Raw genomic sequence first — 13,751 nt, 5'->3', positions numbered from 1 at the left:
CCTAAGAAGGGGTAAAATTATGCGTAATTCCATGTTGAAGTTGGCAAGCATGAGCGTCGCTATCAGCGCGATAGCAATGTCCGCACCTGCCTTCGCGCAAGAAGCATCTGAAGAGGCGGCTGGCCCGGTCACGGTATCCGGCGGCGCTGCTCTGGTGTCCGACTATCGTTTCCGTGGCGTATCGCTTTCCGATAAGGGTATTGCAATCCAGCCTTTTTTGACGGTTAAACATGAGTCTGGCCTATACGTTGGCGCTTGGGGCTCCAATATTGCCGAAAATGCAGGGGACGACCTCGAGCTTGACCTCTACGCTGGTTTTAGCGGCGGCGACAAATTAACTTATGACATTGGTGCAACTTATTATGTGTATCCAGGCGTTTCGAGCGTTAATTATGTCGAGTTCACTGGAAAGCTGGGTTCAACCTTAGGTCCAGCGACAGTGGGTGTTCAATTGAGCTATGTTCCAAGCCAAGACAATACCGGCAATGACGACAACCTCTATTTGGGTTCCAGCGCCACAATCGCCGTTCCCAATTCCCCAATTTCGATTGTCGGAACATTGGGCATGGAAGATGGCGCGTTTACCGCTGGTAATGACAAGCTTGATTGGTCGCTTGGCTTGAACGCAGCTGTTTCAGGTTTCACACTCGGTGCGTCCTATGTTGATACCAACCGCCGTTCGATCTTTGCACCTAAGGACAGCACCGCTGCCCTTGTGTTCTCGGTAAGCTACGGCTTCTGATACCGCCTCACATGCTTTCCAGTCCTGTAAAAATGCGGGGCAACATAGAATAGATACATGCCGGGCTTGACCTTTCAAGTCCGGCATGCGCTTATCAGTCACCGAAAAAAATTGGTGAAAAACAATGTCTGTCAATCTTGCGAATTGGATCGCTGAGCACAAAATCGATGAGGTTGAGTGCATCGTGCCCGACATCAACGGTGTGCAACGGGGCAAGGTTCTGCCTGCGAAAAAATTTCTGTCATCTGTTCGGGACAAATCGCTGCGGATACCGGGTAGCGTCTTTATCTGTACCATTGATGGTCATTATCCCGAAGACATTGCGGATATTTGGGACAAGGATCCGGACAAAATTTTGATCGCCGATCCCGACACAATTTGCGTCGCGCCGGGTTTCAAATCTCCTACGGCCTTTGTGATTGCCGATGTGCTGCATGGTGACGGAACCGAGGTTGAAATTGCCCCGCGCACGATATTGAAAAAAGTACTGGGACTGTATGCTGATCGCGGGTGGAAGCCGATTATGGCGCCTGAGGTTGAGTTCTATCTCGTTAGCCAAAATGTCGATCCTGACTTTCCGTTGGTGCCACCAACCGGTTCAAGTGGCCGCGCAGAAACCGCAAGCCAGCCTTATGGTTTGGAGGCGATGAACGAATATGAGGATATCATCGATCACATCTATGATGATTGTGAGTTGATGGGCCTCGATATCGATACGATGATCCACGAAATGGGTGCGGCGCAGCTTGAGGTTAACTTCATCCACGGTGACCCGTTGAAGCTGGCGGACCAAGTATTCCTGTTCAAGCGCACCGTCCGCGCGGTCGCCAAACAACATGGCGTCTACGCCACGTTCATGGCGAACCCGATGGCCGGACAGCCGGGCAGTGCCATGCATATTCACCAATCGGTTGTCGATGCCGAAACGGGCCGCAATCTCTTCTCCAACGCCAATGGCCGCGATAGCGCTCTGTTCCGGAGCTACATTGCGGGTCTTGTTAAATTCATGCCCCAAGTGTCGCCATTATGGGCACCCAACGTCAACAGCTTCCGCCGGATGCGGCCTGATAGCGCTGCGCCGATTAACGTCCAATGGGGCGAGGACAATCGCAGTTGTGGTTTCCGCGTACCCATTTCGGACAAGGCCAACCGCCGCGTTGAAAACCGTCTGCCGGGTGCAGATTCCAATCCTTACCTTGCCATGGCTGCGTCGTTGGTCTGCGGTTATATTGGTATGGTCGAACGGATGGTGCCCGCCAAGGCCATCACCGGCAGCGCCTATAACCGCGCCCGCACCTTGCCCCGCACATTGGAAGCTGCCTTGGACCGTTTCAGCGCCTGCAAGCCGGTACGCAACCTGTTGGGGGAGGAGTTCTTCGACATCTTCTACGCGGTTAAGGACTATGAATTGTTCAATTACCAGTCGGTCGTTTCAAGCTGGGAACGCGAGCATTTGTTGTTGAGGGTGTGATGCGCCGCGACCCGCTCGCCAACAGTTTTTATGTCGCGACAGCACATGCGTGGGAAACGCAAGCTTCGTTGGTGTCTGCAGAGGGCTGCGACGTCGCCATTATTGGCGGAGGTTTTACCGGCCTGTCCGCCGCGCTGGCCTGTGCGGAAAAAGGGCTTTCGGTTATACTAGTTGAGGCCAACAGCATCGGTTTTGGTGCTTCTGGGCGCAATGGTGGGCAACTCATTCCTGGGCTACGCTGGTCGATGCGGGAAATTGACGCAGAGTTTGGCCGCGAACGCGCGCAGGCGATATTCGATTTGGCTTATGGAGCCGTCGACCGGGTCAACAAACGTATCGCCGAGCATCATATCGCATGTGATGCCAAAGTGGGGCATTTGGAAGCGGCCTATAAGCCCGCGCATTTCGATGCGATGCAGCGCGATGCCGCATTTCTAGCAAAGCATTTTGTTTGGGAGGCACAAATCGTCCAGCCAGAGGATATAAGGCGCCATATCAATGGTGGCGGTTATCATGGTGGCATTTACGACGCGAAAGGTGGGCATTTCCATCCGTTGAATTATGCACTCGGATTGGCCAAGGCCGCGCAAAAGGCGGGCGTGCGGATATATGAAAATAGCGCGGCACAAACGCCTGTCGATGCAGGAACGCATGTTGAAATACGGGCGGGCGCAGGAACCGTGGTTGCCAAGCATGTTGTCATCGCGGCGGACACATGGACCGGCGGAATCGCGCCAGAGTTGCGCAGCTACACTGTCCCCATCATGAATTATAACATCGCGACGGCGCCGCTGCCGAATGCTGACCAATTGCTGCCCAGCGATGCGGCGGTTGCCGATAGTCGGTTCGTACTGAACTATTTCCGTTTGAGTGCCGACAAACGCCTGATTTTCGGCGGTGGCGAGAAATATGTGCAGCAACCGCCCGCTGATATTGCGGCATTTGTCCGTAAACATATGGTGCAGGTGTTTCCGTCACTTGCGGATGTGCCCATCGATCATGCGTGGGGCGGTGCCGTTGGCGTTACTATGAACCGGTTGCCGCATATGGGGCGCACTGGAAGCATCTTTTATGCCCATGGTTTTTCCGGCCATGGCGCACTGGTGACAACGCTGGCAGGTGAATTGATGGCGGAGGCGGTGATGGGCACCATGTCGCGTTTTGACGTCTTTGCTGATTTTCCACATAGCCGCTTTCCCGGCGGAAAATGGCTCGCGCGGCCATTGGCGACGATTGGATTGCTCTATTACGCGATGCGGGACCGGTTATGATTGATCGCCAAGCCATAAGCGCAATTCGCGACCGTGAAATTGCGCGATTCATCGCCGCGAACCCAAAATCGAAGGCGCATGCCGAAACGGCGCAGGGCTGGTTCCAGGGCGTACCTTTCCATTGGATGTTGGATTGGTCCAGTCCATTCCCGATTGTTGCGCAGCAAGCTTCTGGCGCGACGCTCACCAGTATTGATGGGCAGGTTTTTGATGACTTCTGTCTAGGCGATACGGCGAGCATGTTTGGTCATTCGCCGGAACCATTGGCTAAGGCCATTGCCGCACAAGCGGGGCAGGGCTTAAGCTATATGCTACCCACCGCAAAGGGTGCAGAGCTTGGGGCAATGCTCGCTGAGATGTTTGGCCTACCACAATGGCAAGTGACGACAACGGCCAGCGAAGCAAACCGCGCCGTTATTCGCTGGTGCCGCGGCATGACGGGACGCGACAAGATTCTGATCTTCAACGGCTGCTATCATGGTGCGGTCGATGATGTCTTTGTCGATCTGCGTGAGGGGCGCGCCGTCAATCGGCCAAGCCTGATCGGGCAAGTGCAGGACTTGCTGCCAACGACCGTGGTTATCGAGTTTAACGATGTGGACGCGCTTGCCGCGGCTTTGCACGGCGGCGATGTCGCGTGCGTATTGGCCGAACCGATGATGACCAATATTGGTATGGTGCGCGATGCACCAGGTTTCCTGACAAAATTGCGACAACTATGCGATGAAAGCGGAACGATTTTGGTCTTGGACGAGACGCACACGATTTCTTCCGGCTATGGCGGACATAGCAACACGCATGGGCCAAAGCCGGACATATTAGTCGTGGGTAAATCCATCGGCGGCGGCGTGCCGTGCGCGGTTTACGGCTTCACGGCAGATATTGCGGAGCGGATGGCGGCGCTAAATGCATCGCGTCCAGCGGGGCATAGCGGCATAGGCACGACCTTATCGGCCAATGCGTTAGCGATTACCGCGATGCACGCGATGCTGGGGCAGGTGATTACGCGCGACGCATATAATCATATGCAGTCGATCACTGACCGGCTGGTGTCACAACTAAAGGCTGTGATTGCGGCGCATGGGGTCAATTGGCATGTCAGCCATATCGGTGCGCGCGTTGAATTGGTCTGTTCTGCCAACCCGCCGCGCAATGGCACTGAAGCGCGGGCGGCGATGGACCATGCGCTGGAAAGCACCATCCACCTCTATCTTGCCAATCGCGGAATCTTGCTTGCGCCATTTCATAATATGATGCTGGTCAGCCCCCTGACGCAAACCGCACAGGTTGACCGCCTTGCTGCGGAGTTGAACAATGCGCTGGCTGAGCTATTAGCATGTAAGAATTCGGGCGGACGGAAGTGACATCATGACAATTAAACGAGCCATATCATCAGCGACCATAGCACCGCGTAGTGAGGCAGAGGCGTTTTTTGCCGCGCATCCCGACATTGACTCGATCGAGATGATCTACACCGACTTTGGCGGCGTGCCGCGCGGTAAGCGACTGCGCCAGCATGAGGTATTATCCGTTTACGAAATCGGTCGCTTTTTTCCCGGCTCCATCGCGGTTGTCGATATCACTGGGCAGGACACGGTCGAAACAGGTCTTGTATGGGAAGATGGCGATGCGGACCGTTCGATGAAGCCAATTCCGGGCACATTGGTTCGCACACCTTGGGCTGGCGATAATGCCGCGCAATTCATGGTTGATTTCTATGAACTGGATGGCCAGCCGCACGACCTTGACCCGCGCCATGTACTTGGCCTTGTTGTAGACCGCTTTGCCGAAATGGGTCTGACGCCTGCTTTGGCGGTGGAACTGGAATTCTATTTGTTGGATCCAAAGCGCGCACGCGATGGATCCATCCGGCCAGCGCGGCCAGACTATAGCGGTGAAACCCCGCAGATGGTGGAAGTTTATGGCCTGCGCGAGCTCGACGATTTCCGTCCTTTCTTCGACGAATTGTACGAAACCTGCGACATTCAGGGGCTTCCGTTGGAATCGGCCATATCTGAATTTGCGCCGGGACAATGCGAGTTGACCTTGCGGTATAAGCCCGACGTGCTGCGCGCCTGTGATGATGCGATTATGTATAAGCGTGTCGTGAAAGCTGTGGCGCAGGCGCACGGACTTGAGGCGACGTTCATGGCAAAGCCATTTGCCGAACAAGCTGGCTCGGGCATGCATATTCACGTGTCGATGAACGACAAAGACGGGAATAATCTCTTCGCTGCCGATGATCCTGAAGGCACGCCAATGCTGCGCCATGCCATTGGCGGTATGATTGCGAGCATTGGGGACTGCTTCGCGCTGTTCGCCCCACATGCGAATAGCTATCGCCGGTTCAAAGCAAACAGCTATGCGCCGGTTGCACCGACTTGGGGTGTCAATAACCGCACTGTGTCCTTCCGTATTCCGGCCGGCCCACCTTCAAGCCGCCATGTCGAGCATCGCGCCTGCGGTGCGGATGCCAACCCCTATCTTGCGGTCGCTGGCGTGTTGTCGGGAATTCATCACGGCATCACGAACCAGATTGACCCCGGCCCAGCGGTTGTGGGCAATGGCTATGACCGTGACGGATCAGGCGATGACAAACCACCCAGCAATTGGTTTGCCGCTGTTGATCGTTTTCATGGTTCCAAATTGTTGCGGGGCTATCTTGGCGACCGCTTTGTCGACATGTTCACGATTGTGAAGCGTGTCGAACAAGACCGTTATTTCGGACAAGTGCCCAGCATTGATTATGATTGGTATTTGCGTAACGCATAAGCCGGCATGGCGCTTAAAGCGCCTAATTGAGACATTTGCCAAATCCCAAAGCGGTCTTGCAATTAGACGAGGTCGCGGCCATATGCGGCGTGGGAGTCGGATGGACGTGGCACTCGCCAACCTGGTCAGATCCTGACGGAAGCAGCCACAACGAATTCGCTGCGGGTCATTCGGCTCCTACTTTTCCCCGTGTTTTGGTGGAGAAGACTTCGACAAAGGTCGGTGATACTTCTATTATGATGATAATGCCCGACTCCGATAGCCCAGATTTCGCGCAACGCGACCCGGATATGCCTGATGATGCATTGGGGCTGGGGCTTGATTTGCCGCCTGTTGCCCAGACACCATCGACTACAAAGCCGACAGCGCCGACTGCGCCCGTCCCGACCGGCGGCGCAGCTTACCGCGTTTTGGCACGCAAATATCGGCCACAGACTTTTGCGGAGCTCATCGGGCAGGATGCGATGGTGCAGACGCTTGGCAACGCCATTAAGCGGGATCGTTTGGCGCATGCATTTTTGATGACCGGCGTACGCGGGGTGGGAAAAACCTCTACTGCGCGTCTGATAGCCAAGGCGCTGAACTGTATTGGAACCGACGGGCAGGGCGGACCAACTATTGATCCCTGCGGTGCCTGTGAACCTTGCGTGGCTATTGCCGAAGGGCGTCATATCGACGTTATCGAAATGGATGCCGCAAGCCACACCGGTGTGGACGATGTGCGTGAAATTATTGAGGCGGTGCGTTATTCCGCGGTATCCGCACGCTACAAAATTTACATTATCGACGAAGTGCACATGCTGTCGAAAAACGCATTCAATGCGTTGCTGAAAACGCTTGAAGAACCGCCGGGCCATGTGAAGTTCCTGTTTGCCACGACGGAAGTGAACAAGGTTCCCATCACTGTATTGTCGCGGTGCCAGCGTTTTGATTTGAAGCGGATTTCGACTGAGAAACTCTCGGCGCATTTTGCAGACATATCTGCCAAGGAAGCTGTGGCCGCCGAGGTGGAAGCGCTGACTCTGATCGCACAAGCGGCGGAGGGCTCTGTTCGGGATGGGCTCTCAATCCTCGATCAAGCCATTGCCCATGCCGATATGGAGGGTGATGGAAAGGTTACCGCCGCGCAAGTCCGCGACATGCTGGGGCTTTCCGACCGTGGCGCAATTCGCCGCTTATTTGGGCTAATCCTTATTGGTGACGCGCAGGCGATGCTGGCGGAGGCGAAGAACCAGTATAATTTGGGCGTTGAACCGCTGGCGATGTTTGCTGGGCTTTTGTCTGAGGTCCATCGGCTTACGCTCGCCAAAGTTGGCGCACCGCGTGACGGTGCCTTGGACGCCGAGGCTGCGGCTGTGGTTGAAGATCATGCCGACCGCTTATCCTTCCCTGTTTTGCACCGCTTGTGGCAGTTGTTGTTGAAGGGGCAAGAAGAGGTCGCTCGCGCTTCAGTACCGCTTGATGCAGCGGACATGGCCCTTCTGCGGGTGGTTCATGCCGCAACTTTGCCTGATCCAGGCGAACTGGCCAAGATGATTGGCGACGGCGCGTTCACGGCTCCACCGGCCGCGTCGGCACCCACCGCGCAGGAAGATTCACCAACGGCCAATGTGCAGTCATTGATGCCTGCAAATTTCCATGCATTGTTGGAACGACTATCGCGGGATGGTTTTGTTAGCCTTGAAATGACATTGCGCGATGTGATGCGTATTGTGGACTACGTGCCACCTTATCTGGCATATCAATTGGCCGGGCCTGTTGCGCCGAGCTTCGTCGCAGAGCTGCGCGATGCGTTGGCCAAGGTTACGGGCACGCGCTGGGACGTTGAGGAACGCGCCGGTGAGGCGCAGCCAAGCTTGCTCGAGCAAGAGCAAGCCGCCGCAGAAGCAGATAAACGCATTATATTGGAGTCACCTTTGGTCAAAGCGGCTTTCGCAGCCTTTCCAGAGGCGGAGCTGCTCGACAGCGACGAGAATGACATGAAATGGAGTAAGAGCGCATGAAAAGCATGGAAGAGATGATCAAGGCGGCGCAGGAAGCTGCCCAGAACATCCAGCAGCAGATGGAACAAGCGCAGGCGACTCTGGACGTTATTCAGGTGGAGGGTGTGTCCGGAGGCGGTCTCGTTAAAGTCCGTGCTACCGCAAAAGGTCGCATTTTGAACGTTGCACTGGATGACAGCCTTATCGTGCCCGCTGAAAAGGGGATGTTGGAAGACCTTATTACGGCTGCTTTCAATGATGCCCGCGAAAAGGCGGATGCCGCTAGCAACGCCGAAATGAGCAAAATGTCGAGTGGACTGCCTTTGCCGCCAGGATTTAAATTGCCATTTTGATAAAAGAACTGGCTTTGCTGCCGTAGACCAAATTGGTTTTTCCCCAGTTAAATGCGTGCAAGTGATGCACATGCATTGAAAGCGTGCACAAAGCACTCATATTGAGGGGGAACCGGTGGGGCGCCATTTCGGGCGTCCGCCAATTGGAGTATCTATGGATCTGAACCTTCCATTATTGCCGTTGCGCGACATTGTTGTTTTTCCCGGCATGATTGTGCCGTTATTTGTCGGGCGCGACAAATCGGTGGTTGCGCTTGAAAAGGCGATGGCCGCAAATAAAGAAATTTTTCTGGTAGCCCAGCTTGACCCTGCCGAGGATGATCCGGACAAGGATGATCTGTATAATATCGGCGTGACTGCGACAATCATGCAGTTGTTGAAGCTGCCCGATGGCACCGTCCGCGTGCTCGTCGAGGGTAAGCAACGGGCAGAATTGCGCGATCTTGTTGAGCGCGGTAATGATTATGTCGAAGCTAATATTAGCTTGATTACCGAAAACAATGCTGAAGGGCCTGAGGCCATAGCGCTAATGCGCTCGGTCACGGAGCAATTTGAGAATTATTCGAAGCTGAATAAGAAAATGCCTGCCGAAACGGCGGTGCAATTAAGCGATATCGACACACCATCTGCGCTAGCCGACGCTGTTGCGGCGAACATCCAATTGAAAGTTGCGGATAAGCAGTCCTTATTGGTGGAAGTCAACCCGTTGCGGCGCCTTGAGATGGCTTTTGCCTTCATGGAAGGTGAGCTTGGCGTTTTGCAAGTGGAGAAGAAAATCCGTGGCCGCGTAAAACGGCAGATGGAGAAGACCCAGCGCGAATATTATCTGAATGAACAGATGAAGGCGATTCAGCGCGAGCTTGGTAATGATGATGGTGAAGGCGGCGACGAGATTGCTGAGCTTCAATCCAAGATCGATACGATGAAGCTGTCCAAGGAAGCAAAGGCGAAGGCCAATGCGGAATTGAAAAAGCTGCGCGGTATGGCGCCCATGTCAGCCGAAGCGACCGTGATCCGCAACTATCTCGATACTTTGCTGGGGATACCTTGGGGCAAAAGGTCAAAGCTGAAGCGAGATATCGCTAAAGCGCAAGATGTGCTGGATGCCGACCATTTCGCTTTAGAAAAGGTGAAAGATAGGATCATCGAATATCTGGCGGTGCAAGCGCGTACGAACAAGTTGAAGGGGCCGATATTGTGCCTCGTCGGTCCGCCCGGCGTGGGCAAGACATCGCTTGGTAAATCGATTGCCAAGGCCACGGGCCGTGAATTCATCCGCCAATCCTTGGGCGGTGTGCGTGACGAAGCGGAAATTCGCGGTCACCGTCGGACCTATATCGGTTCGATGCCGGGTAAGGTTGCGGCAAACCTGAAAAAGGCGGGGACGATGAACCCGTTGTTCCTGCTCGACGAAATCGACAAGCTCGGACAGGATTTTCGCGGCGACCCTGCGTCGGCTTTGCTGGAAGTGCTTGATCCGGAGCAGAACAATAAGTTCAACGACCATTATTTGGAAATCGACCTTGATTTGTCGGACGTCATGTTTGTGACGACGGCAAACAGCTTAAACTTGCCGCAAGCCCTATTAGACCGGATGGAGATTATCCGTCTTGAAGGCTATACCGAGGACGAGAAGCTTGAGATCGCCAAGCGGCATTTGATTGAAAAGCAAATCGATGCGCATGGCCTGAAGCATGATGAGTTTTCCATCAGCGACGACGCCATGCGTGACGTCATCCGTTATTACACGCGTGAAGCGGGTGTCCGGACTTTGGAACGCGAAATTGCAAAGCTTGCGCGCAAGGCGCTGCGTCGCATCTTGGAAGGCAAAGACACAAGCATTGCCATTACGCCAGAAAATCTCGCGGATTTTTCGGGTGTCCGCAAATATCGCCATGACATGGGCGAGGAAGAAAACCAGATTGGCGCGGTGACTGGCCTAGCCTGGACCGAAGTCGGTGGCGAATTGCTCACCATCGAAGCGGTTACGGTGCCCGGAAAGGGGCAAATCAAAACCACAGGTAAGCTTGGCGAAGTGATGAGCGAGTCCATCCAGGCCGCCTTGAGCTATGTGAAGGCGCGTGCGCCGAGCTATGGCATTAAGCCAAGTCTGTTTGCCCGCAAGGATGTGCATATTCACCTTCCCGAAGGCGCCGTACCAAAGGATGGCCCCTCTGCCGGTATCGGCATGGTCACCTGCATCGTGTCGACCTTGACGGGTATTGCGGTGCACCGTGATGTTGCGATGACCGGCGAAGTAACTTTGCGTGGTCGGGTGCTTCCTATTGGTGGTTTGAAGGAAAAGTTGTTGGCAGCTTTACGCGGCGGGATTAAAACAGTCCTTATCCCACAAGAGAATGAGAAGGATCTCGCAGAGATACCGGCCAACATCAAAAATGGTCTGGAAATCATTCCCGTCAGCCATGTTGACCAAGTTTTAGCACGTGCACTTGTGGCACCATTGGTTGCTGTTGAGTGGACTGAGGCAGATGATTTGGCGGCAGCTTTGCCAGCGGGAATCGGCGGAGAAAACGGCGCTTCAGTGACCCATTAAGCCTGTACATCCTACTTTTTGCTGCATCTAATGGGGGGAGAGCGCTGTTTTTCACAGAAAATGACGGTTTTGGGCCGATATTTCCTTTGACAGTGTCAACAATCTCCTCATTATCGAAAGACCGGCCTAAGCCGCGACTCAATTTAGCAATAAATGAGTTTCTCATAATTTTAGAGGGGGTTCCCACATGAACAAGCAAGATCTCGTCAGTGCAGTTGCCGACGCTAGCGGTTTGACCAAGGCTGATGCTGCTAAAGCTGTTGAAGCAACATTTGAAGCAATCACTGGCGCTCTGAAGAGCGGCGGCGAAGTGCGTCTCGTTGGTTTCGGCACTTTTGGCGTTGCAAAGCGTAAGGCATCGACCGGCCGTAACCCACGCACCGGTGAGCCAATGACCATCAAGGCATCGACTCAGCCAAAGTTCAAGGCTGGCAAGGCGCTTAAAGACGCTGTCAACTAAGACACATACCAAGAAATTGGTAAAAAGGGCGGGGCGAAAGCACCCGCCCTTTTTTATTGCGCAAAGAGGGCAATAAATTAAGCCGCTATGAGGCGTATCTTCCGCGTACATTGATTATTGGTGAAGCGACGCAGCGCTGGACCCCACAAAAACTATGTTCATTTTGATTGTGAAGCAGATTGAAAGGGGAGTTCCCCGACAGCCTTCGTTAGGCTGCTAAACGTTTGTCGTTTTGAACGCGGGGCGCGTTTGGAAAGGCGATGATTGTCGCAGGCGCCAAGCGCCGCATATCGCCGAGAATGATACGTCGTTCCCGCTGCATCGCTGGCGCAAATTCCATATCGATAACTTCTTGAATGCGCGGCATGGCGCTGCGAATTGACAGAATGATCACACCGATGGACGCAACCAGTGCCGTAAGAAAGAGAAGGGAAGCGATGATCGTCATGGCACTAATCCTTTGTGATCTCCGACCAAAATGGCTGGAGCGTTGATTCGGCTTTACACCGGATTTGAGGCCTTGTTCACTATTTGTTCCTTATTGTCAAGCATCATGATTTAGCCGGAACATCCTAAGGTAAAATGGGGAGGGGGATATTGGACAGCTTCTACAACGGCCAAAGATTCTAATGACCACAGCTCAGCGTTTATTGGGCGCGCCACGGCGCTCCGCATGCCATGCCTGCAGCGCCTGTTGCAGGCATCCGGTGAAACCATTGCTGCCGTTCACGGAACAGCTATTGGGCAAGATAGCGCGTGCATAGCTGTCGAGACTTTCCACCGCTGAGGTCCAGCTTCCGCCAGCGATGTCCGAAACGTCGTCTACGCGCAGGGGTTTGGGAATACGATAGCGATCACCTTCGGGCTGCGTTGCGCAGACGATGATTTCGTCACCTTCCGCCTTCGGGCATTGCTCTGTGCCAAAGGTTACGAGAAACGACATGCGTTCCGGCGGGACGGACTGCTGCGCTTCGCCCAATGACGGTGCATATGCAAAGGCTGGCTACGGCGTTAACCCCAGCAAAAATCCAGCAAAGACGGTCAATCGCACTTTCATGATGTTTTTCCATCCATTCCATCGCTTTATGCAGATAAATCTGAACTGCTTGTTAATACCGCTAGGGTGGATATGGTATCTTGAAATCAGCATTGGTGCTTGACGAATCCTGCCCACAACTATAACGGCGCCCTCATTCCACATGGGAAACGCACAAACCGGTGCCGATCTTTGCCTTTAAGGCAATAGTGAAGTTCTAGTTTCCCAGAGGCTCAACCGGAAGGAGAAGTACCATGGCGGCACCTGTCGTTACCATGCAGCAATTGCTTGAAGCTGGGGCCCATTTTGGCCACCAAACACACCGTTGGAACCCCCGTATGAAGCCGTATATCTTCGGCGCGCGCAACGGCATCCATATTCTCGATCTGTCGCAGTCCGTGCCATTGTTTGCACGTGCGCTTGATTTCGTCGCTCAGAGCGTTTCGTCTGGCGGCAAGGTATTGTTCGTTGGCACGAAGCGTCAGGCCCAGGGCCCAATCGCTGATGCAGCCCGCGCATCGGGTCAGCATTTCGTCAACCATCGCTGGTTGGGCGGTATGCTCACCAACTGGAAGACCATTTCAAACTCGATCAAGAAGCTCAAAACTCTTGAAGAGCAGCTTTCGGGCGACACGCACGGTTTCACGAAGAAGGAAATCCTTCAAATGACGCGCGAACGCGATAAGCTCGAATTGAGCCTTGGCGGTATCCGCGACATGGGCGGCATTCCTGATGTCATGTTCGTCGTTGACGCCAACAAAGAAGAGCTCGCCATCAAGGAAGCCAATGTTTTGGGTATCCCCGTGATCGCGATTCTCGATTCCAACGTGTCGCCTGACGGCATTGCATTCCCCGTTCCTGCAAATGATGACGCTGCGCGCGCCATTCGTTTGTATTGCGACGCCGTTGCCACTGCGGCAACCAAGGGCAATGTGAACGCTAAGGTTGCTAAGGGCGTTGACCTTGGTGCGGAAGTTGAGCCAGCGGCTGAACCCGCATTGGTCGAAGAAGCCGCGCCAGTGGCCGAAGAGGCCGCTCCTGCTGTTGAAGAAGCTGCGCCAGCCGAAGCGCCTGCCGCAGAAGCGTAATATTTTTCTGTCATTCCCGCGC

12 protein-coding genes and 1 other RNA gene are annotated in these 13,751 nt (G+C 54.3%); 11 read left to right on the top strand and 2 right to left on the bottom strand.

Annotated features, from left to right (window positions below):
- Positions 1-19: 19 nt before the first annotated feature.
- The 10 genes from D7D48_RS05895 (at position 20) to D7D48_RS05850 (ending at position 11,605) form a co-directional block, all read left to right on the top strand.
- Positions 20-742, top strand: coding sequence for a TorF family putative porin (locus D7D48_RS05895; RefSeq protein WP_125230399.1), 723 nt, complete (start codon positions 20-22; stop codon positions 740-742).
- Between the two features lie 124 nt (positions 743-866).
- A complete protein-coding gene (locus D7D48_RS05890) occupies positions 867-2,213 on the top strand; it encodes a glutamine synthetase family protein (protein ID WP_125230398.1) in 1,347 nt (448 codons plus the stop codon).
- Positions 2,213-3,484: an NAD(P)/FAD-dependent oxidoreductase gene (locus tag D7D48_RS05885; protein WP_125230397.1), complete on the top strand. Its 1,272-nt coding sequence runs from the start codon at positions 2,213-2,215 to the stop codon at positions 3,482-3,484. Before D7D48_RS05890 ends, D7D48_RS05885 begins: the two co-directional genes overlap by 1 nt.
- Positions 3,421-4,848: an aspartate aminotransferase family protein gene (locus D7D48_RS05880; RefSeq protein WP_245964350.1), complete on the top strand. Its 1,428-nt coding sequence runs from the start codon at positions 3,421-3,423 to the stop codon at positions 4,846-4,848. Before D7D48_RS05885 ends, D7D48_RS05880 begins: the two co-directional genes overlap by 64 nt.
- A 4-nt stretch (positions 4,849-4,852) precedes the next feature.
- On the top strand, positions 4,853-6,256 hold the full coding sequence (locus tag D7D48_RS05875; protein ID WP_125230396.1) for a glutamine synthetase family protein: 1,404 nt from the start codon (positions 4,853-4,855) through the stop codon (positions 6,254-6,256).
- An 89-nt stretch (positions 6,257-6,345) separates the two neighbouring features.
- Positions 6,346-6,440: signal recognition particle sRNA small type (gene ffs / locus D7D48_RS05870), an RNA gene on the top strand.
- A 61-nt stretch (positions 6,441-6,501) separates the two neighbouring features.
- On the top strand, positions 6,502-8,259 hold the full coding sequence (locus D7D48_RS05865; RefSeq protein WP_125230395.1) for a DNA polymerase III subunit gamma/tau: 1,758 nt from the start codon (positions 6,502-6,504) through the stop codon (positions 8,257-8,259).
- Positions 8,256-8,591: a YbaB/EbfC family nucleoid-associated protein gene (locus D7D48_RS05860; RefSeq protein WP_125230394.1), complete on the top strand. Its 336-nt coding sequence runs from the start codon at positions 8,256-8,258 to the stop codon at positions 8,589-8,591. Before D7D48_RS05865 ends, D7D48_RS05860 begins: the two co-directional genes overlap by 4 nt.
- Before the next feature lie 154 nt (positions 8,592-8,745).
- Positions 8,746-11,145 (top strand): endopeptidase La, encoded by a 2,400-nt coding sequence (gene lon / locus D7D48_RS05855; protein ID WP_125230393.1) that lies wholly within the window; start codon positions 8,746-8,748, stop codon positions 11,143-11,145.
- Between the two features lie 187 nt (positions 11,146-11,332).
- On the top strand, positions 11,333-11,605 hold the full coding sequence (locus D7D48_RS05850; protein WP_125230392.1) for an HU family DNA-binding protein: 273 nt from the start codon (positions 11,333-11,335) through the stop codon (positions 11,603-11,605).
- A 208-nt stretch (positions 11,606-11,813) separates the two neighbouring features.
- On the opposite strand, the gene D7D48_RS05845 is transcribed toward D7D48_RS05850, so the two are convergent.
- Both D7D48_RS05845 and D7D48_RS05840 read right to left on the bottom strand, forming a co-directional pair.
- Positions 11,814-12,053 (bottom strand): hypothetical protein, encoded by a 240-nt coding sequence (locus D7D48_RS05845; RefSeq protein ID WP_125230391.1) that lies wholly within the window; start codon positions 12,051-12,053, stop codon positions 11,814-11,816.
- A gap of 192 nt (positions 12,054-12,245) precedes the next feature.
- Positions 12,246-12,548 (bottom strand): hypothetical protein, encoded by a 303-nt coding sequence (locus D7D48_RS05840; protein WP_245964349.1) that lies wholly within the window; start codon positions 12,546-12,548, stop codon positions 12,246-12,248.
- A 347-nt stretch (positions 12,549-12,895) separates the two neighbouring features.
- On the opposite strand from D7D48_RS05840, the gene rpsB reads away from it, so the two are divergent.
- Positions 12,896-13,729 (top strand): 30S ribosomal protein S2, encoded by an 834-nt coding sequence (gene rpsB, locus D7D48_RS05835; RefSeq protein ID WP_125230389.1) that lies wholly within the window; start codon positions 12,896-12,898, stop codon positions 13,727-13,729.
- Positions 13,730-13,751 lie beyond the last annotated feature (22 nt).

This window comes from Sphingorhabdus wooponensis, from assembly GCF_003933235.1.
Taxonomy (GTDB): Bacteria; Pseudomonadota; Alphaproteobacteria; order Sphingomonadales; family Sphingomonadaceae; genus Sphingorhabdus_B; species Sphingorhabdus_B wooponensis.
This window is presented reverse-complemented; position numbering and strand designations above follow the sequence as displayed.

Excerpts from the sequence above, each read along its gene's own strand:
- D7D48_RS05895 (WP_125230399.1), top strand. The coding sequence starts at position 20 with ATGCGTAATTCCATGTTGAAGTTGGCAAGCATGAGCGTCGCTATCAGC.
- D7D48_RS05890 (WP_125230398.1), top strand. The coding sequence starts at position 867 with ATGTCTGTCAATCTTGCGAATTGGATCGCTGAGCACAAAATCGATGAG.
- D7D48_RS05885 (WP_125230397.1), top strand. The coding sequence starts at position 2,213 with ATGCGCCGCGACCCGCTCGCCAACAGTTTTTATGTCGCGACAGCACAT.
- D7D48_RS05880 (WP_245964350.1), top strand. The coding sequence starts at position 3,421 with ATGGCTCGCGCGGCCATTGGCGACGATTGGATTGCTCTATTACGCGAT.
- D7D48_RS05875 (WP_125230396.1), top strand. The coding sequence starts at position 4,853 with ATGACAATTAAACGAGCCATATCATCAGCGACCATAGCACCGCGTAGT.
- D7D48_RS05865 (WP_125230395.1), top strand. The coding sequence starts at position 6,502 with ATGCCCGACTCCGATAGCCCAGATTTCGCGCAACGCGACCCGGATATG.
- D7D48_RS05860 (WP_125230394.1), top strand. The coding sequence starts at position 8,256 with ATGAAAAGCATGGAAGAGATGATCAAGGCGGCGCAGGAAGCTGCCCAG.
- lon (WP_125230393.1), top strand. The coding sequence starts at position 8,746 with ATGGATCTGAACCTTCCATTATTGCCGTTGCGCGACATTGTTGTTTTT.
- D7D48_RS05850 (WP_125230392.1), top strand. The coding sequence starts at position 11,333 with ATGAACAAGCAAGATCTCGTCAGTGCAGTTGCCGACGCTAGCGGTTTG.
- D7D48_RS05845 (WP_125230391.1), bottom strand. The coding sequence starts at position 12,053 with ATGACGATCATCGCTTCCCTTCTCTTTCTTACGGCACTGGTTGCGTCC.
- D7D48_RS05840 (WP_245964349.1), bottom strand. The coding sequence starts at position 12,548 with ATGTCGTTTCTCGTAACCTTTGGCACAGAGCAATGCCCGAAGGCGGAA.
- rpsB (WP_125230389.1), top strand. The coding sequence starts at position 12,896 with ATGGCGGCACCTGTCGTTACCATGCAGCAATTGCTTGAAGCTGGGGCC.